Origin of the sequence: Streptomyces triticisoli, from assembly GCF_003270085.1 — a bacterium.
In the GTDB taxonomy this organism is placed as follows: domain Bacteria; phylum Actinomycetota; class Actinomycetes; order Streptomycetales; family Streptomycetaceae; genus Streptomyces; species Streptomyces triticisoli.
Genome location: NZ_QFDQ01000163.1, coordinates 20,789 through 40,869 on the forward strand (window position 1 = coordinate 20,789; position 20,081 = coordinate 40,869).

Below are 20,081 nucleotides of genomic sequence, written 5' to 3' on the forward strand. Positions count from 1 at the left end.
ACGACGCGTGGACGTTGAGCGCCCCGGGCATCAGGGACAGCGGGCTCAAGCTCTCCGCCGCTGCGCACGCTTGGCAGCAAGGTCATCAAGCGCACCCCCCTCGCTCTTCACCGGGGCCAGCGCCCGCAGCTCCTTCATCACCGCCCGCAGCTCCCGCGCCGCCGCGGCCTTCGCCGACGGGTTGTCGACCGCATCGTCGACGGACCGGGCCAGCGACTCAGCCAGCTCGGACAGGCCGGGCGCGCGGTCGCCGACGGCGAGCTGCTGGATCTCGGCGGCGATCGCCTCAGCGACGAAGCCCATCGGGCCCTCCCCTCAGCCGAGCAGCGCCAACTGCTGCGAGCCACGAGGGCCCTTGACGGAGTTGCAGAGGAAGTGCGCCAACTGCACGTTCGCCCTCGTGTCGTCCCCGCCCTCCGACACCGGCACGACGTGGTCGACCGTCGGAGCCTTCGGATGCGGCACCACCTGCTTCATCGCCACACGCTTGCCGCAGAGCTGGCAGCGGAACCGATCACGCTCGGCTATCTCCGGCGTCGTGTACGGCTCAGAGGCGCCGCCCCGCTTTGCCGCGCGCCGCCGTCGACACTTCGCCTGCCAGTACAGACGCTGCCGCTCCCGCGCCTCGGGAGAGAGGTTCTGCGGGAGCCCCGCAGAACGACGGGCAGCCCCATAGGCCCTGTCCTTACAGGACCTGGAGCACCACCGCTGATCACGACGTCGCTGCTGGTAGGGGTTCCCGCATCCTTCGCAGGTCTTGGTCATGAAGGTCTCCCAGACACGCGGAAGGCCCGCGCTGGGAGACGCGGGCCTTCCTACCCACCGTGATCAGCGGTGAGGGCTACTGACAGTTATCAAGAATTGGCTACATAGCGTGACCATTAAGGCGGTCACGCAGGGTGACGGCCCCTAATGGAGTCGAGTTGAGTTCAGGGTGATTAGCGGCTCGATCGAGCCGCGCGCAAAACCGACCACGAAGGGCTTGTGGGTCGCTCACCTGCGGGTTTCCCGTGGGGTTGGTGCCCCCCTCCCCTCGGGTTCGGGCGGCAGGTCAGCGCAGTTCAGCGCGCTGGTCGTTGACGTTCGGTGAGCGGTGGCTGGGTAGGCCGGGTGGGCCGGTGGTCGTGCGCCGTGTTGCCCTTGGTGGGGTGACTGGGTGTGGTCACCACTCCCGTGATGCCTGCCTGCTCACTGTCTGTGGTCCGAGCCGCTTGCGTTGCCGGTACCAGCGGGTGACCACCTGGTCCATGCCTGGTGCTCGCATGTCCCTGACGCGCTGCCGAACGATCTGCTCGCCGGGATCAACGGTGACGATCTTCGCGTCGAGCCTGTGGTAGCGGGCCAAGGCCTTGGCGCTGGGCATGGTGTGGATGAGGTAGACGTCGACCTGGTCGCGGTGCTTGACGGCTTCGTCAAGGGCAGCGAAGCGGGCCCGGTGGGCGACCTTCAGCAGGGTCTCGTCGTGCTGCCAGGGTGGGGCGTCGGGTCCGGCGAGAGCGAGCGCAATGCGGTCCAGGTCGATGACGATGTCGGTCGGCCTGGCACGGGCAGCAATCCAGCTGGACTTGCCCGCAGCCGGCGGCCCGCAGATGACGTACAGCATGTCACCACCTGCGTGAGGCCGGGCCGACGGTGCGGGGTGCGACGCGGTTGCCCTTGCTCGAGTTGCATCGGCGGTGCGCGGGCCGGGCGTTGGCGGGGTCGAGGAGGTCACCGCCGCGGGAGAGCGGGATGAGGTGGTCAACGGTGAACGACCAGGGCGAGCGTGGGTCGAGGGTGAGGTCGATGTCGTGGCCGCACAGCCAGCACGGGTCACCGCGCCGGCGGATCTCGGCGGTGAGTCGACGGTAGGGGCGCCCGTCCCATCGCTTGGCCACGGGCGCCTCCTTCAGGTCACATGTCGTCGCCGAGGACCTCGCGGCGGGCCGCGGCGGCCTTGCGGTTGAGGGCGCCAGTCATGCGGAACAGGGCGACGGTCAGTGCGAGGAAGCCAGCGACGAGCAGCACCTGCGTGATGACGCTGACGATCGCGATGTCCTTGGTGCCGTTGGCGATGATCAGCAGGATGATGTTGCCGCAGATCCAGGCGAACCAGATGCGGAGCTTCTCCACGCGTACGGCGGTCTGGATGTCTCTGTAGTCGCTCACGGTTCCCCCAGGGTGTTCGGATGCTGGGGGCATCATGCGCCGCGTGGGGGCTGTGTGGGGGGTTGTGTGGCCGTGTTGTGACGTTGGTGTCCGCCGCCCTGGCGCCCCGCATCCCGCGGGTGCCCGTGATCCCCGCTCGGGGCCGCCTCCAGCCCCAGGCGCCGGGCGGCGGACGGACACGACGAAGCCCCGGCCGGGGGATCCTGGCCGGGGCTTCATCGTGTGTCTGTGGGCACAGTTGTGCACCGCGATCGTCACACAGCATCTGACCTGCGGTCAAGCTGATCTGCGTGCGCGGCGTTCGGCGTCGAGGGCGGCGACGTGGTCGGCGCAGAACCAGGGGCGGCGTGGGGTTCCGCCGGCGCGCTTGAGGCGGCCGCGGTAGACGAGGTTGCGGACACCGCCGGGAGTGGTGCCGAGGACTTGGGCGACCTGGGAAGTGGTGAGGCGGCCGGGCGGAGCGTACAGGCTGTCCATGGGGTTCATGATGCATCGAGGCCCCGCCGCAACGGGGGGTGCGGCGGGGCCTCGGGTTGCCGGGCGCTACCCGGCGCGCAGCCACCAGTGTGGCAGGCGGTCAGCTCGTCTGGGGCTTCTTCGGCGTGCCCGGGACAGGCTTCTGCTTCGTCTTCACCCAGCCGCCGCGCGACGCCTGGTAGTCCGTCTCGTGCCCCTTCAGCCGGGGGTCGTCGGGCTTGATGGGCTTCTTGAATCCGAGTGCCATGATGGGCTCTCCGTCTCTTCGTTGGGATGGGACCGGGGCGGCCGGTAGCTGGCAGGCACAGGGCCGCCCCGGGGTCTACTTGCCGCCGACCTGGTGGTGGCGGACGGCGTCGGCGGGGTCGCGTACGACCGCCCCCGCGAGGCCGATGGGCTCTACACGCAACCCCTCTTCAGTGGGGCCGGTCGGGGCGTTGTTGGCGTTGGCGTTGTTGCCTGACCTGCAACAACAACCCTCCGAGTGGGGGCCGCTCTCGGTCAGGGAAGGGGCCGGTATGTCGTCCCGGTGAACCCCGGGCCCGTTCCCCGCCGGTGTGCGGACGCCCGCGCGGACGCGGATGCCGGCGGTCTTCAGCAGCGCGCGCACGGTCTTCGTGTCGGGCACGGCGAGCGTCTTCTGCAGCTGGGTGAGGAGCACGTGCTGGCCGCCGTTGGACAGCGTCCGCAGCGCCTCGGCGACGTCCGGTGTCTCCTCGGCCGCGGGCTCGTCCTCGTCGTCCTGGCGGCGGGCGGCCAGCCATCCGGCGACGCGCTGCCAGGCGAGGCACAGCAGCACGCCGACGACTACGTACGCGGTCTCGGGGACGGCGGCGACGATGCCCCACATGGCGAGCAGCAGCACGGCGGCGAGGATCAGGTGGGCGGTGCGCTCGCTCATCCCGCCCGGCTCGTCCAGCTCGGTCTCCTCCGGCTCGGCGCTGCTCATGCGAACGCTCCGGTGAACCATGAGCCGAGCAGGTTCGCCGACGACCCCAGCGGGACGGCGGCGATACCGGCCACGGTCCCGGAGAGGGCGACGGAGACCCCGGAGAACGAGCCTTGCATCAGCTCGCCGTTGGGGACGCGCGGCGCCCACTTCCACAGGGCGAACAAGACGGCGGTCAGCAGGAACACGATCACGTAGCCGCCGGGGGTGAGGGCGAGCTGCTGCGCGCGGGTGACGTCGGGTGCGGTGCCGCCGACGCCCCAGACGAGGCCGGTGTATCCGGCGACGTTGGCGGCCCAGACGGTGGCCCAGGTGGCGATGCCGAGGGCGGAGACGGAGCCGAGCGCGGCGAGGGCGGCGAGCATGCCGTACAGGTGGGCGAGGACGAACGGGACGAGGGCAGCGGGCCGCCGCTTCTCGGCGAGGACCCAGCGGATGAGGCGGACGAGGACGATGGCGACGCCGAGGGCGACGCCGCCCAAGTTGATGGCCATGTACGGCATGAAGAGTCCTTCAGTGGAGGACGGCCACGGCGAGCGCGGCGATGGTGAGGATGAGCGCGCACGTGCCGGTCACGGGCGGGACGGTGCGCCAGTCGATGAGGGCCAGGCCGGCGAGGGCGGCGACGGCGGCGAGCGCGAAGAACATGGCGAGCAGGGGCCAGCGCATCACGCGTATCCCCCGTTCCCGGGGTCGCGCATCACGGGCGCATCAGCCTGCTCCTGGGCCCTCTTCGCGGCCCGGGACCGGACGGTGCGCACGTAGTTCTCGGTGACGACCAGGCGCCGGTGCCGGGCCACCTGGTCGGCGATCTCCTTGGCCTTCGCATCCGGTCCGAGAGTGGATGCGGCCTCGACGACCGCGGCCTCCATGGTGACCGGCTCCAGGGCGCTGACAGGGGCGCTGACCTGCTGATGCGCGGGCGCATCACCGCGTTGCACGTCGTACTCCGGGGGTCGCTGGTCGAGGACCAGGGCAACCGCGACGGGGTCAACGGGCACTCCGTAGTGGGTGAGCATGGAAGCGAGCTCGGCGGGGGGCGCATCAGGTCGCGCATCGTGGGCGAGGCGGATCGCATCGACCGGGTCCATCTCGGCGAAGCGTTCGCGGAGTACCTCGGTGGCGGACGCCGGACGGGGTCGCGCGGGCGGCTCCTCGGTGGCGGTCGCGGCGGGCGCGCCGTACATGGATGCGAGGGCCGCATCAGCTCCGGCCTTCACGCGGGTGCGCTGGACGTCGACCAGGCCGGCACCGAGCTCGGTGTCGCCGACGCCGACGTACTTCGCGAGCCGCCAGTAGCGGCGGACGGCGATCTGGCGCTTCCACTTGCCGGGGTGGCCGTCGGCGACGGCGCGCTGAAAGGCGAGCTGCCGGGCGGCGTCCGCGTTGCGGCGCTGCGCCTCGGCGTCCACACCGGTGGTGTAGACGACGATGCGGCGGGCGATCAGGCCGAGGCCTTCGGCGGCGCCGCTCATGCCCAGCGGGGTGGCCCCGTAGACGGCGGCCTCGGTCAGGTTGTCTGCGAGGGACAAGCCGATGCCGCAGGCGGCCAGCGGGGCGAGCCACAGGCCGACACGGACCCAGGCCGGGGACGACTGCCCGAGCAGGGTCAGGCCCAGCAGCGTCAACGCCAGGATGAGGGTGAGGCCTTCGCCAGCGGCGACGACGCCGACGGCGGCGGCTTTGCGGCCGAACTCGGCGAGGACGTTGGAGAAGGTGCCGACCGCGCCAGCGATACCGACGGCGACCATGACGGCGGCGGCCGCGCCAAGGACGACGGACTGACCGCGGGTGAGGATGCGGGTCTTGGAACTTGCGGCCCCGCCGGGGCGCGGGGAATGATCGGTCATGCCGACTCCTGCTCTGATCAGGTGTTCGGTTGGAGGGCCGGGCGGTGCGCGCGCCGGGGGCTGCAACCCCCGAGCTGCTGCCCGGCCCTTCGTTATGCGGTTGTGCATCCACGTACATGGATGTGGATAGCAAAGCACATCGTGTGAGCGATGTCCACGGCTACGCGGGCGCCGCGGGCTGGAGCTGCTTCAGCAGCAGGTAGTCCTTCGGCTGGTACTCGGTGGCGCACCACCGGCAGGTCAGCGTTGCCTCGCCCGGGTAGGAGCGGAGGACGGCGCCGCACACGTCGCCTTCGGGGAGCTCGGCGACGCAGTGGCCGATGCGGGTGCCGCGCCGGTGCCGGCGGTCGTCGGGGTCTTCGGGGTCGACGATGGACAGGACGTCGCCCTCGAGGGCGCGCACCTCCAGGGCGAACCGGCCAGCCTCCGGCCACTCGGCGGCGATCCAGTCCATGTTGATGGCGAGGGCGCGGGCGGCGACGGCCACGCGGCGGCCGACGTCGGCGGGCACGACCGGGACGCCCCAGCCGCGATCTGCCTGCATTGCCGCGCGCCAGTCCTCGAGGACCCCGGCGATGCCGCCGGCCGCGCGGAGGCTGAGCACGTCTTCGCGGGCGGGCAGCGGCGCCTCAGCGGGGCGGGTGCGCCCGTACTGGGGGCTGCCGCCAGCGCCGGGGGCGAGGAAGGCGGCCAGGGCAGTCCACAGCTTCGGCATGCGGTCCAGGCGCTGGGTGGTGGCGCGGGTGCAGCCGCCGCACAGGTAGCCGTGCTCCAGCTGCCGCTCGCACAGTCCACAGTCGTTCACGGGGTGCTCTGCTCCTTGGGCTGCTCGGTGCCGTCGACGGCGCTGCGGAGGGCTGCGGGGCGGATGCCTGCCGCGAGGAAGTCGTCGACCGGGTGGTCGGGCAGCAGCGCGCACACGCGCTCGATGGCGGCCTCGGCTCGCTCCAGGTCGGGGATGAGTAGCTGGACGTGCAGCAGGTTCCCGCGGGCGACGGCGCGCGCGGTGTCGGCCTCGCGCATCTCGGCCTCGGCGTGCTGGCGCAGGAGCGTGGCTTCGTCGTCGGTGAGGACGCCGTGCTGCATGCGGGCCAGCAGGACGGCGGTGGAGCGGCGGCGAGCGGTGCGCTGCGCGTCCTCGTCGGAGGCTGGGGCCTGCTTCAGCTCCTGGGCGTCGAGCGCGGCCTGGTCGTCGGCCTCGGCCGCGCCGATGGGGACGTGGCGGATGCGGGCGGTGGCGTGGCCCCAGCACCAGCCGGCGGCGAGGGCGAGGAGGGCGGTGAGGAGGTAGGTCACGTCGTCTCCTGACGGGTGGTGCGGGGGCGTGCTGCGGTGATGTGCCAGCCGAGGTGCCGGAGTTCGGCGACGACGAGGCGGGACAGGAGGTCGGGTGTGGCGTTGGGGTGTTCGGTCATGACGGAGGCGATGACGGCGCGCACGGCGTCGGGGATCACGCGGCGACCTCCTGCCTGCGCAGCTTGGCGCGGCCGCGGAGGATCTCGGCCACGTGCTGGCGGCTCCAGGCCTGGCGGACGAGGATCTTGCCCTTGTCGTGGTGCGCGATCGGAGCGTTGTTCCAGATCTCGATGCGCAGGTTCCGGCAGCGGGGGCAGACGGCGAAGAGGTTGGCGCCGTTCGGGCAGCCGGGGCCGGGCGAGTTGGGCCTGCAGTACCAGGCGTACTCGTCGTAGCAGGCGCATTCGTTGAGCGGGTGGGGCCGCCGGTATCCGTGCCAGCCACAGTTGGTGCAGTCGATGCGGTAGCGGGTGCTCACGCGGCGCTCACCCCCTGGTGTGGGCAGTGGCCGACGGTGACCCGGGCGGCCAGCTGCTGGACGTCGCGGTGGCCGGTGGCGCGCTGGTGGTGGCCGCAGCCGCACAGCCAGTCGGCGACCGGGGTCTGGTCGCGGTCCAGGCCGCGCAGGGTGAGGCCGGCGGGGATGCCGGAGACGACGGCGGGCTGCTCGCTCACGCGACCTCCAGCCGGGCGAGGTGGTCGGCGACCTGCCAGCCGATCCACTGCGTGTACGCCGGGGGGATCGCCTGGTTCAGCTCGTCCTTCGTCATCCACCCGGCCGGGATGCCCATCGCGTCCTCGGCCGCCGCCTTTGAGGAGTTCCCGCCACCGGTGACCGTGACGAACGCGGTCCACTCGTCGAGCCGGCCGTAATGGTTCTTCCGCTTGTCGTGCGTGAAGTGCAGCGGTTCGCGGCCCTTCGGGTGGGGGCGGGGCGGGTACAGCAGCAGGTTCGACTCGAACAGGCGGTGCCGGGTGACGCGAAGCCCGTCGAACTGGGTGCCGCACAGCACCAGCGGGTCCCGGAGCGGGGCACCTTCCACGTTCTCCATGACGTAGGGCAGGCCGGATGCTTCGGCGAGGGCGCGGGCCTCGGGGATGAAGTCCTCGTAGGTCTTGCCCGTGCGGTGCTTCAGGTCGGAGTGCTCCCAGCAGGGCGGGCTCCACGCCGAGGCGTCGAAGTTCTCGGCGATCCATTCGGCGTCGAGGTCGCGGAGGTCGGCGCGGATGAACGGGAACGGGTAGCGGGGCTGCGGTTCTCGGTCGACGCCGACCACGTTGAACCCGGCGAGGTAGTAGCCGTAGCTGGCGCCGCCGGCCTTGCAGCAGACGTCGAGGATCGTGAACCCGTTCGGGACCCGCGGGGGCAAGGTGAGCGTCACGCGGCACCGCCCTTCCGCGCCCCGGTGCAGTCGGGGCACACGTCACGAAGGCGGCCGGGGATCCGCCGGGTGGTCCAGCCGTCGGCCCGGCCGTCAGCGCGCACCTGTCGGGCAGTCCTCGAGGAGAAGCGGGCGCTGATCGCGGCGCTCTGCGGGCAGTCGGTGTGCTCGTCGGGGCCGTCGCAGGAGACCTCGACACCGATCGGGTAGGCGGTCATCGCTGTGCCCCGTCCTGCCGCTCCTCGGCGGCCGGGTCGGGCAGGCCCTGCTGCTCGCGCAGCAGCGCGGCGAACTGGGCGCCGGACATGGTGACGAACCAGTCGCCCGGGCTGGACTTGCCGCGGCGCTTGTGCCAGACCACGCCGAGGGTCGCGCGGTCGTTGTCGCGCGCGAGCTCGGCCTCGGCGACCCAGGCGGGGAGTTCCTGCCGGGCGCAGTTCTTCACCTCGATGACGACGCCGGGGATACCGGCGATGTCGCCGCGGTCCTGGGTGCCGTTGAGGGTGCGGCGTTCGGCCTGGGCGAAGCCGGCGGCCTGGAGGAAGCGGACGACGGCGGTTTCGGCGGCGGTGCCCTTGGCTTTCGATCGGCTCACAGCAGGGTCTCCTGGACGGGTTGGGGCGGGCAGTGGTGGTCGGCGAGGACGGTGTGGGTGCACGCCTTGGCGTGCCATTGGTCGCGCCAGCGGATGCGGGCGCCGGTGTGCTCGTGCTGGACGAGGCACCACAGGAGGCGTCCGGCCGGCGGATGGTTCGGGTCGACGGGGGCGGGGTCGGCGCGGACGTCTACGGCGGCGACCCGGTCGGCGGTGCGGGCGACGAGGGTGTCGGCCCGGCAGCGGGGGCACGGCTGGTGGCGGGGGCGTTGGGCGGAGGCCTCGGCGCGGGCGGCGACGAGATGCGCGGGCAGCCCCCTCATGGGTTGCCCCCGAAGGGGTGCGAAGGGGTTGCGAAGGGATGCGCGAAGGGGTTGTCGAAGGGGTTGACCTGCGGTTCGAAGGGATCGAAGGGGTTCCGCGCACCTGCTGTTGCATAAGGGGCTTCCTGGTTTTCCTTCTCCTTGTATGTGCGGGCGTAGAAAAACCCCTTCGACCCCTTCGACTTGCAGGTCAAAGCCTTCGCAGACCCCTTCGCAAACCCCTTCGCAACCCCTTCGCATCCCTTCGCAGATGCCTTCGCACGGCCGGTCATTGGGCACCGCCGAGGAGGGCGAGTGCGAGGCCTCGGGTGACGGCCCGGCGGGTGCGGGAGTCCTTGTCCTGGATGAACCCCTGCTCCTGCAGGCGGATGGTGAAGGCCTTCATCGACATGGGGCGTCGCACGCCCGCGCGTTCGGCCCACGTCTTGTAGCTGCCGTACAGCTGGCCGTTCTCGGTGACCGCGTCCGGGACCTCGTCGGTCTCCTCTTCCAGCCAGGTGGCGAGCGGGTTGGACTGGGCGATGTGTTCGCGGGTCTTCGCGGTGACGGAGTCGGGCACGGCCAGGCCGCGGGCCTGCCAGTCGAGGCAGCCGCGGATGGCCCAGTTGAGGACACCGGCCGCTTCGCGGGCGAGGATCTGTTCGGCCAGTCCCTGGATCCGCTTGGCGGGGGGGACGATGACGTCCCAGCCGATGGACTGGAGGCGGCGGGCCATGCTGTGGCTGCCGGACACGTCGGGCAGGTGGTTGGTCGCCAGGTGGATTTTGCCGACGGGCTTGAACTCGAAGAACTCGGCGTTCAGGAACCGCGCGCTGACGGGGTCTTCGCCGGTGAGGCGCTTGACGAGTTCCTCGTCGAGGGGCTTGCCGCGGCCTTCGGCGTTGCGGCCGGTCTCGGACGTCGACAGCAGCCGCTTGCCGACCATGCGGGCGATGTCGTTGGGGATGCCGCCGTCGCCGTGCTTGGCCATGAGGGTGGAGGCGGGCACGGCTTGTGCGTACTCGCCGAGGAGGCCCATGACGACGCGCATGAACACGCCCTTGCCGTTCTGGCCCTCGCCGTGGTGGATGAACATGACCTGCTCGCCGGTGCAGGCGGTGAGGCTGTAGCCGACGACCCGGGCGAGGTAGGCGCGGCGCTCAAGGTCGGGCATGACGCCGGTGAGGAACTTGTCCCACGTGGGGCAGGTGGCGTTCGGGTCGTAGCAGATCGGGGACTGCTGCATCAGGTACAGGCCGCGGTCGTGGGCGCGCAGCTGGCCGGTGGTGAGGTCGACGATGCCGTTGGCGACGTTGAGGAGCTTCTCCGGCTGGTCGAAGGCGTCCATGGTGGTGTGTACGGCGGGGTAGGCCTGGAGGACTTCGCGGGCGGCGGCGAGCTTGGGCCGCATGCGCTGCTTGCGGGCCCAGGCGAGGAACTGGTCGCGCTGGCTGGCGGTTTCCTTGCCCTGGGCGTCGGTGACGGGCTCGCTGCTGTAGTTGGGGGCTTCGTCCTCGAGCTGGTTGATGGTGTTGACGACGCGGGTCCAGACGCCGGTGTTGGCGGCCTTGAGGTTCCAGCGGCCGCGGTCGTAGTAGGCCCAGCGTTCGATGTCGGCGAGCCACCGGATCTCGTGGCCGTGCCGGTCGATGACGCGTTCGGCGTTGCCGAGGTCGTCCCATTCGCGGGCGGGTATCGGCGAGGGCAGGGCGACGGGCGGCTCGGTGGGCGCGGTCCAGCTGCTCGCGGCCGGGGCGGGGGCGGACTGCGGGGGGAGGAGCACGGCGAAGTCGTTGCGGCCCCGGGTGACGGGCGGCCAGGGGGTGCGAGGGTGGGCGATGCCGGCGGTGAGCCCTGAGTTGATGGTGGGTATGGCGCGGCCGTCGGGGTGGTTGCCTGCGCGGGCGGCGGCGAGGAGGGCTTGCCGGGCTTCGGTTTCGGTGAGGGCTCCGGCGCCGACGAGGGTGCCGAGGTTGAAGGCGGCCGTGTTGATGGTGTTGTTCTGTGTCTTGTCGGCGGCGTTGGCGATGGCGTCGCATTCGGCCTGCACGGCCTTGCGGGTGTAGGCGTCCAGCTGCCTGGTGTCCAGCTGTATCGGGGCGGCCGGCCCGGCGGGCGCCGGGGCGGGGGCGGGCTTGGTGGTGAGTGCGGTGAGCAGCCAGTCGGGTGCGGCGACCGGGGGCTGCTCGGGGTCCTCGAGTTCGTAGATGACGCCGGTGGCGTGGACGCTGCCGGGGCCGATGACGTAGGCGTTCCCGGCGCGGACGTCGCCGTCGAAGCGGTCCTTCAGCGTGCCGAGGCTGTTGCCGAGCTTCAGATCAGCCGGGGCCCAGTAGTAGTCGTGGTGGCCCTGCGCGGTGTGCACCCGCATGGTCGGGGTGTGCTGGTGGCCCAGGTTGGCGGCGGCGTCTTCGAGGGCGCCGGGCCGGTCGGAGTCGACGACGAGCAGTTGCGCGCCGTCGGGTCCGGTGCAGGCGCCGACGGCGACGCCGACGTTGCGCAGCTGGCCGCGGAACAGGGCGTGCACCTGGTGCTCGTCGCTGGCGTGGGTGCGGGTGAATGCGACGGTGGGGTGTTTGCCGCGGTGGGTGCAGGTGGCGGGGTCGTGGCCCTGGCCGATGCCGACGCACTGGTCAAGCCCCGGGTGGTCCACGGGGAAGACGGCGAAGCCGTGGCGGGTGAGCCACAGGGCGCCGTCGAGTGGCGTGTCGCGGACCGTGGCGGTGCTCAAGGGTGTGCTCCTCGGGGTGGTGGTGCGGGGCCCGCCCGCCGCGGGCGGGGGAAGGACGGCGGGCGGGCCGGTTCGGGGCAGTGCTCAGAGGCCGTTGGACATGACTCTGGCCAGGCCGGACATGAAGGCGATGCGGGCCCGGTCGTCGAGGTCCGGGCTGAAGGCGCAGTGCAGGCGGACGAGGGGCTTGCCGTCGCCGTCGACGGTGAGCGTGTGGTTCTCGGGCTCGAGGCCGTCGGCGCCGAGGTCGACGGCCCACTTCGAGAGGTCGGCCGCGCCGTTGATGAGGGCGTGGATCTTCCGCTGGACGGCGTTGTACGCCTTGCCGCTGTCGGTCTCGAACGGGAGCAGCTCGCTCCAGGTCTTGCCGCCGTCCTCGTTCTCGGTGGAGGCGACGATGTCGTCGTCCATCTGCTCGCCGACGCCCATGAAGTCGGGGTCCTCGGTGAGCGTGGCGTGCTGGCAGGCGGCTTCGACGCGCAAGTCCTCGTCGGTGTACGGGGTCGTGGTCACGGGGTCTGTCCGTTCTGCTGGCCGTTGGCGATGGTGGTGAGGTGGGCGATGCCGTCGGCGTCGTTGGCGGCGGCCGTCATGGCGTCGACCAGGTCGGGGTAGGCGGCGCGGAGGCGCGCGGTGTGCACGACGTCGGCGGCGTCGATGGTCTGCATGAGCAGTTCGGTGAAGCGGCCGGGCCGGAAGCCGCCGGGCCGGCCGTAGTGCCAGAGGACGTGGCGGGCGGTTTCGCTGCTGATGCCGGGTGCGGTGGGCATGTGGTTCCTCACGGGGCTGGTTGGGCCGCCCCGCCGCCGCGAGGGTCAGCGGCGGCGGGGGGCGGTGCTGGCGGGGCGGGGACTAGAAGGGGGGTTCGGTGCCCTGCTGCGGGGCGTAGCCGGGGCTGATCTCGCCGGTGACGGGGTTGACGCCGGCCGGGGCCGCGGCCGCCGGGGCGGGCGGCGGGGCCTGGTACTGCGGCGCGGCCTGGGCGGCGGGGGCCGGGTCGGGGGTGTGCAGCGCGACGTTCGCGGCCGGGACGTACTGCGCCGTGAACTCCTTCGGCGCGTTGAAGCGGGGGTTCTTCCGCTCTCCGTCTCGGACGTAGGTGACCGCCAGGCGGCCGCCGACCTCGAGGCCGCGGGCGCCGGCCGCGCGGACGGCCTGGGCGATGGCGTTCTTCAGCTGGCCCTTGACGTACAGGCGGCGGGTGCCGTCGTCGTCCTGGACGGCGGGGTCGCGGTCGCTGGTGGCGAGGGTGACGACCATCTGCATCTGCGGCTTGCCGTCGTCCCAGAACTTGGGCTCGCCAGTGGTGTAGTCGCGCTGCTGCTCGACGGTCGGCTGGGTGGTGATCTGGCCACCGATGGTGGTGCCGATGGTGGGGAACTTCGCGGACGGGATGCTGCCGCCCATGAGGAAGTCGTCGGCGGACGGCACCGGCTGCTGCGGGGTGCTCATGATTGTGTGCTCCTATGCGATGAGGGATTCGAAGCCGTGCCGGTCGGCAGGCTGTGCGTTGCCCGGGCAGCCGGCCGTCAGGTCCTGGCTGCCGGGGCGGAACCACTCGCAGAACCGGCACTTCGCCAGTTCGTTGGTGGGGATCTGGGACCACCAGGTGTGGTCGTAGTTGGAGGCCGTGGCCTCGGGCCCGATGAGGCGGGCGCGGATGCGGCCGAGGCGGGCCAGGCCTTCCTCGGCGACCTGCCGGTTGTAGGGCTCGGTCCAGACGTGGACGCGGAGTTCGTGGTAGCGGCCGACGAAGCAGATCGCGACCCGCTTCGGCGTCTCGCCCGCGTTCTCTTGCCCGAGGCCGTACAGGTGTGCCTGGGTGCGGTACTGGGGGCCGGGGCCCTTGCGCCGGTAGTTGTCGAGGCTGGTGTGTCCGACGAGCTTCCAGTCCCACACGGTGCCGGTGAGACGGTCGTATAGGTCGGAGGAGCCGACGACGGCTGTGGCCTCGATGGGGCTGTCGTAGACGGTGACCCGCTCTTCGATCTTGTAGCGGGCCCGGCCGTCCGGGAGCGTCGACTGGCGCCGCTCGAAGGCTTCTTCCATCCAGGTGTGGAAGCCGGTGCCGATGATCGACGCGGCCGGGTCGCTCTCGGCGGCCGCGCGCGGCCAGTCGAGTTCCTTGTAGGAGAGGCGCCGCTCGCAGGGGTCGCCGACCTCGGACGGCCCGATCCGCTTCTGCAGGGAGCGCGGGGCGTTGTTGGCGGTGTCGACGATGAGCGCGGCGATGCGCTCGGCGAGCATCTCGCCGACTTGGTCGGAGCCGCTGGTGCGTGCCACGGCGTGGGCCTTCCTGAAGGTGGTGTGGTGGGGCTGGGGGCCGGGCCCGCCGGGGGAGTTGGCGGGCCCGGCCGGTCGGGGGGTCAGGGCTTGCCGTCGGTCCAGGCTTCGATGGCGGCCTGGACGGGCGCGCGCAGGTGGTCGTGCCAGCCGCTGGTCATCGGGGTGGGCTTGCCGGTGTGGGCGAGCGTGGTGATGGTGGCGGCGAGCATGGCCGGGGCGACGAAGCCGGGCACCGGCAGCGGCTCCAGCTCCCGGTTGGAGCCGTCTTCGTTGAGGCGGGCCCACTGCCACGCGGCGCCTTCGTTGAGGCATCCGTCCTCGTGGCCGTCGTGGTACTCCCAGACGAGGATCAGGCCGTGCTTGAAGCGGTCCGGGATGCCGGACTCCTCGGGCGTCAGCGTGATGACGGCGTCGAGCATGAGGTGGGTGCCGCAGGTTTCGCTGTCGCGTGCGTCGGCCTGCTCGGGCTCCAGCCCGGCTTCCTCGAGCGCGGTGGCGATGGCGTCGATGTACGGGTCGTGGGGCAGGGTGTGGATGCTCATGTGGTTCCTTCACGGGGCTTGTTGTTGAGGCCAAGGGCGTCGAGGAGGAGCCGGAGGTCCTCGCGGTTGCGGGCCGCGCGGAGCACCACGCGGGAGGCGGCGACGCGTTCCTCGCGGGTGTTCTCGCGGCCGGTGGTGATGTAGTGGTCGCTGCCACGGGCGAGGTTCACGACGCCCTCCTGCGGTGCCGGCCGCGGGGGCGGGGCGGCCGGGCGTAGTGGCGGGCGAGGAACGTGGCGAGGATGAGGGAGGCCTGGAGGGCGGCGGCGCCGATGGTGATGCGCTCGTTCACGCCGCGCCTCCGTTCTCCCACTCCCGCTCGGCGGCGGCCTGGCGGTTGCGCTCGAGCTGGGCCACGGCCTTGTCGTGCGGGAGCTGCCGGTACGCCTTGCAGGGGCAGGTCTGTCCGAAGGCGAAGCAGCTGTGCGGGGTCGGGACCGTGTGGGCGTGGTGGCCGTGGCCGCACTCGCAGATGCGCGGCGTGTGCGGGGTGATGTCACGGCTGCAGGTGCAGCGCATGTTCGCGGTCTGCAGGGTGGCGAGGCGTTCCTCGAGGGCGCGGGCCCGCGCGTTGGCCTGCGCGGCCACGGTCAGCGGCGACAGCGTGGTGTTGCTGTGGCCGCCCTCGATGAGCCGGGCGGGCGTCTTCAGCAGCGACACCTTCAGACGCCGCCCGGCCACGGACTGCCGCGGCTGGGTGGCGTCGGCGACCATGCGGGCGGCTGTGCGGGCGGCCGTCTTGAACGCGTCCCGCTCGTCGCGCGCCTGGTCGCGCTCGTCGCGCAGCCGGGCGGTGAGGGCGGCGGCGACGAGCAGTTCGCGGCGGAGGCGGCGGGTGGTGGTGAGTCCGAACATCAGCGCTCACATCCCTTGACGACGGCCCAGCCGCCGAGGAGGTACAGCGCGAGCGCGGCGGCGATGAGGAGCGTGGTGGTCATCCGTCGGCCCCCTGCTCCAGGCGCAGGGCCTGCACGGGGGCGATCCGCTGGGTGATGCCGTCGGCCTCGGCGGCGTCGCGCTGTTCGGCGAGGAGGGCGCGCAGCTTCCGCACCTGCGGGGTCACGTCGTCCTCGAGGGTCTCGGCCTTGTCGGTGAGGGTGTAGGCGATGGGGTCCTCGTCCGTCGGCCGCTCGTCCTCGGCGAGCCGGGCCTCCAGCTCGGCGACGCGGGCGCGCAGATGCAGCAGCTCGTTCGCGTGCGCGTTGCGCTGCTCCAGCGTCGTCCGGTGCTGCGTCTGCTCGGCGAACAGCTCGGCCTTCAGCGCGGGGAGACGGTCGCGCAGCTGCTCGAACTCGGCGGCTTGCTCGGGCGAGTTGAGCAGGCAGGCGGAGTCGAGGGCGATCGCGATGCTGGTCGGGGTCTGACGGCCGGCCTTCATCGCGGCGAGGACGACACCGGCAGCGGCGTTCACCTTCCGCGTGGCCATGCCGGACTCGCTGCGGCGCGGCAGCGGCTGGTCTGGGATGATCGTGGTCACGGTGACCTCTGCTTTCTCTGCTGTGTAGGGGCGCCGAGTCGTCGGGTCGCCGGGCCGGGAAGTCAGGCGGCCCGTCGGCGCGTTCAGGGGGTGTCAGCTGGCCTTGTTCAGCAGCTGGCTGACGCGGCGCTTCTTGTCCGCCTCGGCGATCTCCCGGCGGATCCGCCGGGACTGCGCCGACTTCAGCGCCAGCTCCCGGTAATGCGCCTTCTTCAGCGCCTCAGCCGCGTCGGCGATCTGCTTCTCGGTCCCGTCCGGGTGCAGCTCGCGGGCCTTCTCGACGAACCGGGTGTGGTGCGACCTCTTCCGGGCGGCCGCGGTGCGCGCGGACCGGTCCGTCGTCTTGGCCCAGCTCTGGTACGACGCGATGCGCATCCGCATGGAGCGCTCGTTCGTGTCCAACAGGTCCTCCTCCTTCGTTATCCACGTCCACGGACGTGGATGCGTCGGGCAGAAAAAGGGCCGCGCGGTGGACGCCGACGGCCCTCGCGATGAGGGTCGCGGTCTCCTGGGTGACCGTCGGGTACCGGTTGTGCAGGAGGTCGTCCACGCGGGTTTTGGAGATGCCGGCGATGTGGGCCAGGCGCCGGACCGAGAGGGGTCCTCCGGGTGCTCGCTGCATGAGCTTGCGGAGTAGGTCGCTGTCGGTCAGGCGTAGGCGCACGTCGATCGGGTCTCCTTCGTCCATCCACGTCCGTGGATGTGGATACGAAAGCACATCGCTTGAGCGTTGTCCATCAGCGGGGGTGTCCAAGATTCGGCCAAGTGCTGTGAGCCGCGTACCATCCACGTCCGTATACATGGACAATGATGCGTGGCGGCCGAATGGTTGTACGCACTGACCTGCGATTTTCTTGACCATGACAGTGAGCGTCCTGGGACGCTCGCGAGAGAAGGGGCACCCGTGGCGGCGGTTCAGCATAGGAGCGCACTGACCGAGCTGGTGCAGCAGCATGTCGGCACGCACACGGGTCCCGACAAGATGAGCGTCGCTGCTTTCGTGCAGAGGGCGGTCGACCCTGACAGCGGCTACCGCCCCAGCAACGGGCTGATCGGGAAGATCGTGCGCGGGGATAGCTACAACGTCACCCCGGAACTGGTCGGCGCAATCGCGGCTGGCCTCGGTATTCCCCGTGAGATCGCTGCCGCTGCCGCGCACCTTCAGATCATCGGTTACGAGGCGGCGGAGCTGAAGAGGGGTGCGCCGGCCACGCTGATGCGGCGCCTGGATGTGGAGCCGGGTGAGCCTGAGCGGGCGGTGGCTGAGAAGTGGCGCAAGGAAACTGGTCAGTAACGTTCACTGATCCGTTACATTCTCTTCACGGCTGCGCCCATTCCGCCTACGTACTGCATAAACGCGGCTACCGGACGTAGAGTGATCGCGCCTCGCATGGATGGAACGCGTGTGCGGGTCTGGTGTGCGCAGATTCGGTCACGCGGGAACAGGGGGTCATGTGACCGTGCATCTGGAAAGCGCCACCCTCACCGCCGGCGTGCCCGTCATGCACATCGTCCAGGGGGGCCAGGTCAAAGCGGCCTTCGACCCCCGCCAGATATCGGAGGCTGCCGCGCTGGCCTGGCTGTGCACTCGTGTGCCCAGGCTGGTGCGCGACGGTTTCCAGGTGCTGTACGCGACCGTCTGACGCGTCGCAGCAATGCGAAGAGGGCCCGGCCGACACCGACCGGGCCCTCTTCGCATGTGCTCTACAGCCGGTCGCCCGGCGACAGGGATCTGTGGGCCTGCCGTGCCCGCTCGGCGCCGGCCGACGCCGCGTACCGGGACAGCATCTGCCGGGACTTCCAGCCGGTGATCCGCATCAAGTCCGTCTCGTTGCCCCCGGACGCGAGCCACATGTGCGCGAACGTGTGCCGGAACTGGTGCGGATGGATGTGCGGCAGCCCGGCCTCCACCGTGCGCCGCGTGAGCATCGTCCCTGCCCCCGACGTGGTCAGTGGCTGCTTCGTCTTCTGCCCGATCCACAGTGCGTCCAGGCCCTTCGCTCCAGGGTGCCGCGCTCGCGCGCGCAGGTAGCGGTCCAGGGCTTGCGCGGTCTTCGCCCCGAACGGGACTGCGCGGCCGCGGGAGAACTTGCCCATGACGTGAAGAACCTGCATGTCCAGGTCGACGTCTTCCACGGTGCGGTTCACCGCTTCGGACAGCCGCAGCCCGGAGTCGAGCCACAGCAGGATGAGGGCGCGGTCGCGGAGCTCGGGGAAGCCGCGGCCGGTGACGGCCTTGAGGAGGGCCTGGAGCTGCTCGGTGGTGAGGACTGGCACCTCGGGCTCGGCGACTTGGGGGGCGGACATGCCGGCGGCGGGGGAGCGGTCCAGCTCGTCCTCGGCGACCAGCCACTTGAGCCACTGCTGGACGCCGAGGAAGCGGGAGCGGGCGGAGCTGGCGGAGGTCCGGGCGATCTCGTGGACGGTGAAGGCGCGGACGTGGTCGGGCGTGATGTCGAGGACGTCGTCCACGGCGGCCACGTGAGGTGTTTCGCTGTCCTTCGTGGGCGGCGGGGGATCGGTGAGATAGTCGGCGAAGAGGTTTGCGGATCGGAGGTAGGAGCGGATGGTCTCAGCGCTCTTGTTGTTGGAGCGGAGCGACAGCTCCCAGGACCGGATGAGCCTGGTGAAGAGGCTGCGTTCGGCTGTCATGCCTCCGGGAACTTATCTTCCCTATAAGCGATGTGCAATGGTTCTGCGGAAGTCTGTAGGGCTGAAACAGCAGGTCAACGCGATGATTGGGGTAGCGACGTGCGGCCGGTAGGCAGCAAGTACCTCCTGGAGGAGCCGCTCGGACGCGGTGCCACCGGGACCGTCTGGCGAGCCCGCCAGCGTGAGACGGCGGGTGCCGAGGCGGCCGTGCCCGGCCAGCCCGGCGAGACCGTCGCCATCAAGGTCCTCAAGGAGGAGCTGGCGAACGACCCCGACGTCGTGATGCGGTTCCTGCGGGAGCGGTCCGTGCTGCTCCGGCTGACCCACCCGAACATCGTGCGGGTGCGCGACCTGGTGGTCGAGGGCGATCTGCTGGCGCTGGTCATGGACCTCGTCGACGGCCCCGACCTGCACCGTTACCTGCGCGAGAGCGGCCCCTTCACACCCGTGGCCGCCGCGCTGCTCACCGCCCAGATCGCCGACGCGCTCGCCGCGAGCCACGCCGACGGGGTGGTCCACCGCGACCTGAAGCCGGCCAACGTCCTGCTCAAGCAGGACGGCGACAGGATGCACCCGCTGCTCACCGACTTCGGCATCGCGCGCCTCGCCGACTCACCCGGTCTGACCCGCACCCACGAGTTCGTCGGCACGCCCGCGTACGTCGCGCCCGAGTCCGCCGAGGGCCGCCCGCAGACCTCCGCCGTCGACATCTACGGCGCCGGCATCCTGCTGTACGAGCTGGTCACCGGCCGCCCGCCGTTCTCGGGCGGCTCGGCACTGGAGGTGCTGCACCAGCACCTGAGCGCCGAGCCGCGCCGCCCGTCCACGGTGCCCGACCCGCTGTGGACGGTCATCGAGCGCTGTCTGAGCAAGAACCCGGACGCAAGGCCCAGCGCCGAGACCCTCGCGCGCGGGCTGCGTGTCGTCGCCGAGGGCGTCGGGGTGCACGCGAGCACCGCGCAGATCGCCGCCGCGGAGGGAGTCGCGGCGCTGCTGGCGCCCGATCCGGCACCCGCGGCCGTGCCCGCGCCGGACGTGCCCGGTGCCGCCGACCCCACCCAGGTGCTGCCGCAGGGCGCGGCGTCGTACGACCCGAACGCCGCGACCAGCGTCCTGCCGCAGCACGCCGCCGCCGACCCCACGCGCGTGATGCCGCCGGTGCCGGAGGGCCCGCCGGGCGCCGGTCCGCAGGGACAGGGCCCGCAGCCCGACCAGCCGCATCCCTGGCAGTCCCAGCTGCGCGCCGCCCGCGACCGCAACGAGCAGACGCAGGTCCAGTACCTGGACCCGAGCGAGGACCCGCTGCGCCGGCGCCCCCAGCGGCAGGTGGCCCGGCCGCAGCAGCAGCCACGGCCGGCGGCGCAGCCGCGGCAGCAGCCTCCCCAGCCGCAGCC

35 protein-coding genes are annotated in these 20,081 nt (G+C 71.5%); 3 read left to right on the top strand and 32 right to left on the bottom strand.

What is annotated here, in order from left to right; all coding sequences use genetic code 11:
• Positions 1-45 precede the first annotated feature (45 nt).
• The 31 genes from DEP02_RS22035 to DEP02_RS22160 form a co-directional block, all read right to left on the bottom strand.
• On the bottom strand, positions 46-303 hold the full coding sequence (locus DEP02_RS22035; protein WP_112469423.1) for a hypothetical protein: 258 nt from the start codon (positions 301-303) through the stop codon (positions 46-48).
• Positions 304-315: 12 nt separating this feature from the next.
• Positions 316-765, bottom strand: a complete 450-nt coding sequence (locus DEP02_RS35355) for an HNH endonuclease (protein ID WP_112469424.1) — start codon at positions 763-765, stop codon at positions 316-318.
• Positions 766-1,162: 397 nt separating this feature from the next.
• Complete coding sequence (locus DEP02_RS22045; protein WP_112469425.1) at positions 1,163-1,603, bottom strand: AAA family ATPase; 441 nt, start codon at positions 1,601-1,603, stop codon at positions 1,163-1,165.
• Position 1,604: 1 nt separating this feature from the next.
• Entirely contained in the window at positions 1,605-1,877 is a 273-nt protein-coding gene (locus DEP02_RS22050; RefSeq protein ID WP_198668531.1) for an HNH endonuclease, read from the bottom strand.
• A 16-nt stretch (positions 1,878-1,893) separates the two neighbouring features.
• Positions 1,894-2,148 carry a hypothetical protein gene (locus DEP02_RS22055; protein WP_112469426.1) on the bottom strand — a complete coding sequence of 85 codons (255 nt, stop codon included), beginning with the start codon at positions 2,146-2,148 and terminating at the stop codon, positions 1,894-1,896.
• Between the two features lie 276 nt (positions 2,149-2,424).
• Positions 2,425-2,625, bottom strand: coding sequence for a helix-turn-helix domain-containing protein (locus DEP02_RS22060; protein WP_112469427.1), 201 nt, complete (start codon positions 2,623-2,625; stop codon positions 2,425-2,427).
• A 100-nt stretch (positions 2,626-2,725) separates the two neighbouring features.
• A complete protein-coding gene (locus tag DEP02_RS33600; protein ID WP_157977505.1) occupies positions 2,726-2,872 on the bottom strand; it encodes a hypothetical protein in 147 nt (48 codons plus the stop codon).
• A 75-nt stretch (positions 2,873-2,947) separates the two neighbouring features.
• The gene (locus DEP02_RS22065; protein ID WP_112469428.1) at positions 2,948-3,574 is read right to left on the bottom strand and encodes a hypothetical protein; all 627 of its coding nucleotides are present in this window, start codon (positions 3,572-3,574) and stop codon (positions 2,948-2,950) included.
• Positions 3,571-4,068, bottom strand: coding sequence for a hypothetical protein (locus tag DEP02_RS22070; RefSeq protein WP_157977506.1), 498 nt, complete (start codon positions 4,066-4,068; stop codon positions 3,571-3,573). Before DEP02_RS22070 ends, DEP02_RS22065 begins: the two co-directional genes overlap by 4 nt.
• A gap of 19 nt (positions 4,069-4,087) precedes the next feature.
• Positions 4,088-4,243: a hypothetical protein gene (locus DEP02_RS33605; RefSeq protein ID WP_157977507.1), complete on the bottom strand. Its 156-nt coding sequence runs from the start codon at positions 4,241-4,243 to the stop codon at positions 4,088-4,090.
• Positions 4,243-5,424, bottom strand: coding sequence for a hypothetical protein (locus DEP02_RS22075; RefSeq protein ID WP_112469430.1), 1,182 nt, complete (start codon positions 5,422-5,424; stop codon positions 4,243-4,245). Before DEP02_RS22075 ends, DEP02_RS33605 begins: the two co-directional genes overlap by 1 nt.
• A 160-nt stretch (positions 5,425-5,584) precedes the next feature.
• Positions 5,585-6,229 carry a hypothetical protein gene (locus DEP02_RS22080; RefSeq protein ID WP_112469431.1) on the bottom strand — a complete coding sequence of 215 codons (645 nt, stop codon included), beginning with the start codon at positions 6,227-6,229 and terminating at the stop codon, positions 5,585-5,587.
• Positions 6,226-6,720 (bottom strand): hypothetical protein, encoded by a 495-nt coding sequence (locus DEP02_RS22085; protein ID WP_112469432.1) that lies wholly within the window; start codon positions 6,718-6,720, stop codon positions 6,226-6,228. Before DEP02_RS22085 ends, DEP02_RS22080 begins: the two co-directional genes overlap by 4 nt.
• Positions 6,717-6,878: a hypothetical protein gene (locus DEP02_RS33610; RefSeq protein ID WP_157977508.1), complete on the bottom strand. Its 162-nt coding sequence runs from the start codon at positions 6,876-6,878 to the stop codon at positions 6,717-6,719. The genes DEP02_RS22085 and DEP02_RS33610 overlap by 4 nt, the downstream gene beginning before the upstream one ends.
• Complete coding sequence (locus tag DEP02_RS22090; protein WP_112469433.1) at positions 6,875-7,198, bottom strand: hypothetical protein; 324 nt, start codon at positions 7,196-7,198, stop codon at positions 6,875-6,877. The genes DEP02_RS33610 and DEP02_RS22090 overlap by 4 nt, the downstream gene beginning before the upstream one ends.
• On the bottom strand, positions 7,195-7,395 hold the full coding sequence (locus DEP02_RS22095; RefSeq protein ID WP_232839227.1) for a hypothetical protein: 201 nt from the start codon (positions 7,393-7,395) through the stop codon (positions 7,195-7,197). Before DEP02_RS22095 ends, DEP02_RS22090 begins: the two co-directional genes overlap by 4 nt.
• On the bottom strand, positions 7,392-8,102 hold the full coding sequence (locus DEP02_RS22100; protein WP_198668532.1) for a DNA cytosine methyltransferase: 711 nt from the start codon (positions 8,100-8,102) through the stop codon (positions 7,392-7,394). The genes DEP02_RS22095 and DEP02_RS22100 overlap by 4 nt, the downstream gene beginning before the upstream one ends.
• Positions 8,099-8,320, bottom strand: a complete 222-nt coding sequence (locus tag DEP02_RS22105) for a hypothetical protein (RefSeq protein WP_112469434.1) — start codon at positions 8,318-8,320, stop codon at positions 8,099-8,101. Before DEP02_RS22105 ends, DEP02_RS22100 begins: the two co-directional genes overlap by 4 nt.
• A complete protein-coding gene (locus DEP02_RS22110) occupies positions 8,317-8,697 on the bottom strand; it encodes a hypothetical protein (protein ID WP_112469435.1) in 381 nt (126 codons plus the stop codon). Before DEP02_RS22110 ends, DEP02_RS22105 begins: the two co-directional genes overlap by 4 nt.
• Complete coding sequence (locus DEP02_RS22115; RefSeq protein ID WP_112469436.1) at positions 8,694-9,020, bottom strand: hypothetical protein; 327 nt, start codon at positions 9,018-9,020, stop codon at positions 8,694-8,696. The genes DEP02_RS22110 and DEP02_RS22115 overlap by 4 nt, the downstream gene beginning before the upstream one ends.
• Before the next feature lie 268 nt (positions 9,021-9,288).
• Positions 9,289-11,730: a phage/plasmid primase, P4 family gene (locus tag DEP02_RS22120; RefSeq protein ID WP_112469437.1), complete on the bottom strand. Its 2,442-nt coding sequence runs from the start codon at positions 11,728-11,730 to the stop codon at positions 9,289-9,291.
• 84 nt (positions 11,731-11,814) lie between these two features.
• Complete coding sequence (locus DEP02_RS22125) at positions 11,815-12,243, bottom strand: hypothetical protein (RefSeq protein ID WP_112469438.1); 429 nt, start codon at positions 12,241-12,243, stop codon at positions 11,815-11,817.
• A complete protein-coding gene (locus DEP02_RS22130) occupies positions 12,240-12,500 on the bottom strand; it encodes a hypothetical protein (protein ID WP_112469439.1) in 261 nt (86 codons plus the stop codon). The genes DEP02_RS22125 and DEP02_RS22130 overlap by 4 nt, the downstream gene beginning before the upstream one ends.
• Before the next feature lie 82 nt (positions 12,501-12,582).
• Positions 12,583-13,182, bottom strand: a complete 600-nt coding sequence (locus DEP02_RS22135) for a hypothetical protein (protein WP_112469440.1) — start codon at positions 13,180-13,182, stop codon at positions 12,583-12,585.
• 12 nt (positions 13,183-13,194) lie between these two features.
• A complete protein-coding gene (locus tag DEP02_RS22140) occupies positions 13,195-14,013 on the bottom strand; it encodes a hypothetical protein (RefSeq protein ID WP_232839228.1) in 819 nt (272 codons plus the stop codon).
• Positions 14,014-14,096: 83 nt separating this feature from the next.
• The gene (locus DEP02_RS22145; RefSeq protein ID WP_112469441.1) at positions 14,097-14,558 is read right to left on the bottom strand and encodes a hypothetical protein; all 462 of its coding nucleotides are present in this window, start codon (positions 14,556-14,558) and stop codon (positions 14,097-14,099) included.
• Positions 14,555-14,728 (bottom strand): hypothetical protein, encoded by a 174-nt coding sequence (locus DEP02_RS33615; protein ID WP_157977509.1) that lies wholly within the window; start codon positions 14,726-14,728, stop codon positions 14,555-14,557. The genes DEP02_RS22145 and DEP02_RS33615 overlap by 4 nt, the downstream gene beginning before the upstream one ends.
• Complete coding sequence (locus DEP02_RS35360) at positions 14,725-14,850, bottom strand: hypothetical protein (protein WP_269809372.1); 126 nt, start codon at positions 14,848-14,850, stop codon at positions 14,725-14,727. The genes DEP02_RS33615 and DEP02_RS35360 overlap by 4 nt, the downstream gene beginning before the upstream one ends.
• Positions 14,847-15,413 carry a hypothetical protein gene (locus DEP02_RS22150; protein ID WP_112469442.1) on the bottom strand — a complete coding sequence of 189 codons (567 nt, stop codon included), beginning with the start codon at positions 15,411-15,413 and terminating at the stop codon, positions 14,847-14,849. Before DEP02_RS22150 ends, DEP02_RS35360 begins: the two co-directional genes overlap by 4 nt.
• Before the next feature lie 79 nt (positions 15,414-15,492).
• The gene (locus DEP02_RS22155; protein WP_112469443.1) at positions 15,493-16,035 is read right to left on the bottom strand and encodes a hypothetical protein; all 543 of its coding nucleotides are present in this window, start codon (positions 16,033-16,035) and stop codon (positions 15,493-15,495) included.
• Positions 16,036-16,128: 93 nt separating this feature from the next.
• Positions 16,129-16,437: a hypothetical protein gene (locus DEP02_RS22160; RefSeq protein ID WP_198668533.1), complete on the bottom strand. Its 309-nt coding sequence runs from the start codon at positions 16,435-16,437 to the stop codon at positions 16,129-16,131.
• A 412-nt stretch (positions 16,438-16,849) separates the two neighbouring features.
• On the opposite strand from DEP02_RS22160, the gene DEP02_RS22165 reads away from it, so the two are divergent.
• Together DEP02_RS22165 and DEP02_RS22170 are read left to right on the top strand one after the other, a co-directional pair.
• Complete coding sequence (locus DEP02_RS22165) at positions 16,850-17,329, top strand: hypothetical protein (RefSeq protein WP_232839229.1); 480 nt, start codon at positions 16,850-16,852, stop codon at positions 17,327-17,329.
• A 160-nt stretch (positions 17,330-17,489) separates the two neighbouring features.
• A complete protein-coding gene (locus DEP02_RS22170) occupies positions 17,490-17,678 on the top strand; it encodes a hypothetical protein (RefSeq protein ID WP_112469444.1) in 189 nt (62 codons plus the stop codon).
• A 61-nt stretch (positions 17,679-17,739) separates the two neighbouring features.
• Here the strand turns inward: DEP02_RS22170 and DEP02_RS22175 are convergent, their stop codons facing one another.
• On the bottom strand, positions 17,740-18,687 hold the full coding sequence (locus tag DEP02_RS22175; RefSeq protein ID WP_112469445.1) for a tyrosine-type recombinase/integrase: 948 nt from the start codon (positions 18,685-18,687) through the stop codon (positions 17,740-17,742).
• A 99-nt stretch (positions 18,688-18,786) separates the two neighbouring features.
• Between DEP02_RS22175 and DEP02_RS22180 the strand changes: the two genes are divergently transcribed.
• Positions 18,787-20,081 (top strand): serine/threonine-protein kinase (locus tag DEP02_RS22180; protein ID WP_112469446.1); only part of this gene is annotated, 1,295 nt, incomplete at its 3' end.

Coding starts and splice junctions, on each gene's coding strand:
- DEP02_RS33605 (WP_157977507.1), bottom strand. CDS start 4,243: ATGCGCTGGCCCCTGCTCGCCATGTTCTTCGCGCTCGCCGCCGTCGCC.
- DEP02_RS22065 (WP_112469428.1), bottom strand. CDS start 3,574: ATGAGCAGCGCCGAGCCGGAGGAGACCGAGCTGGACGAGCCGGGCGGG.
- DEP02_RS22045 (WP_112469425.1), bottom strand. CDS start 1,603: ATGCTGTACGTCATCTGCGGGCCGCCGGCTGCGGGCAAGTCCAGCTGG.
- DEP02_RS22175 (WP_112469445.1), bottom strand. CDS start 18,687: ATGACAGCCGAACGCAGCCTCTTCACCAGGCTCATCCGGTCCTGGGAG.
- DEP02_RS22105 (WP_112469434.1), bottom strand. CDS start 8,320: ATGACCGCCTACCCGATCGGTGTCGAGGTCTCCTGCGACGGCCCCGAC.
- DEP02_RS22075 (WP_112469430.1), bottom strand. CDS start 5,424: ATGACCGATCATTCCCCGCGCCCCGGCGGGGCCGCAAGTTCCAAGACC.
- DEP02_RS22150 (WP_112469442.1), bottom strand. CDS start 15,413: ATGTTCGGACTCACCACCACCCGCCGCCTCCGCCGCGAACTGCTCGTC.
- DEP02_RS22060 (WP_112469427.1), bottom strand. CDS start 2,625: ATGGACAGCCTGTACGCTCCGCCCGGCCGCCTCACCACTTCCCAGGTC.
- DEP02_RS22130 (WP_112469439.1), bottom strand. CDS start 12,500: ATGCCCACCGCACCCGGCATCAGCAGCGAAACCGCCCGCCACGTCCTC.
- DEP02_RS22070 (WP_157977506.1), bottom strand. CDS start 4,068: ATGGCCATCAACTTGGGCGGCGTCGCCCTCGGCGTCGCCATCGTCCTC.
- DEP02_RS22135 (WP_112469440.1), bottom strand. CDS start 13,182: ATGAGCACCCCGCAGCAGCCGGTGCCGTCCGCCGACGACTTCCTCATG.
- DEP02_RS33600 (WP_157977505.1), bottom strand. CDS start 2,872: ATGGCACTCGGATTCAAGAAGCCCATCAAGCCCGACGACCCCCGGCTG.
- DEP02_RS22035 (WP_112469423.1), bottom strand. CDS start 303: ATGGGCTTCGTCGCTGAGGCGATCGCCGCCGAGATCCAGCAGCTCGCC.
- DEP02_RS22115 (WP_112469436.1), bottom strand. CDS start 9,020: ATGAGGGGGCTGCCCGCGCATCTCGTCGCCGCCCGCGCCGAGGCCTCC.
- DEP02_RS22145 (WP_112469441.1), bottom strand. CDS start 14,558: ATGAGCATCCACACCCTGCCCCACGACCCGTACATCGACGCCATCGCC.
- DEP02_RS35355 (WP_112469424.1), bottom strand. CDS start 765: ATGACCAAGACCTGCGAAGGATGCGGGAACCCCTACCAGCAGCGACGT.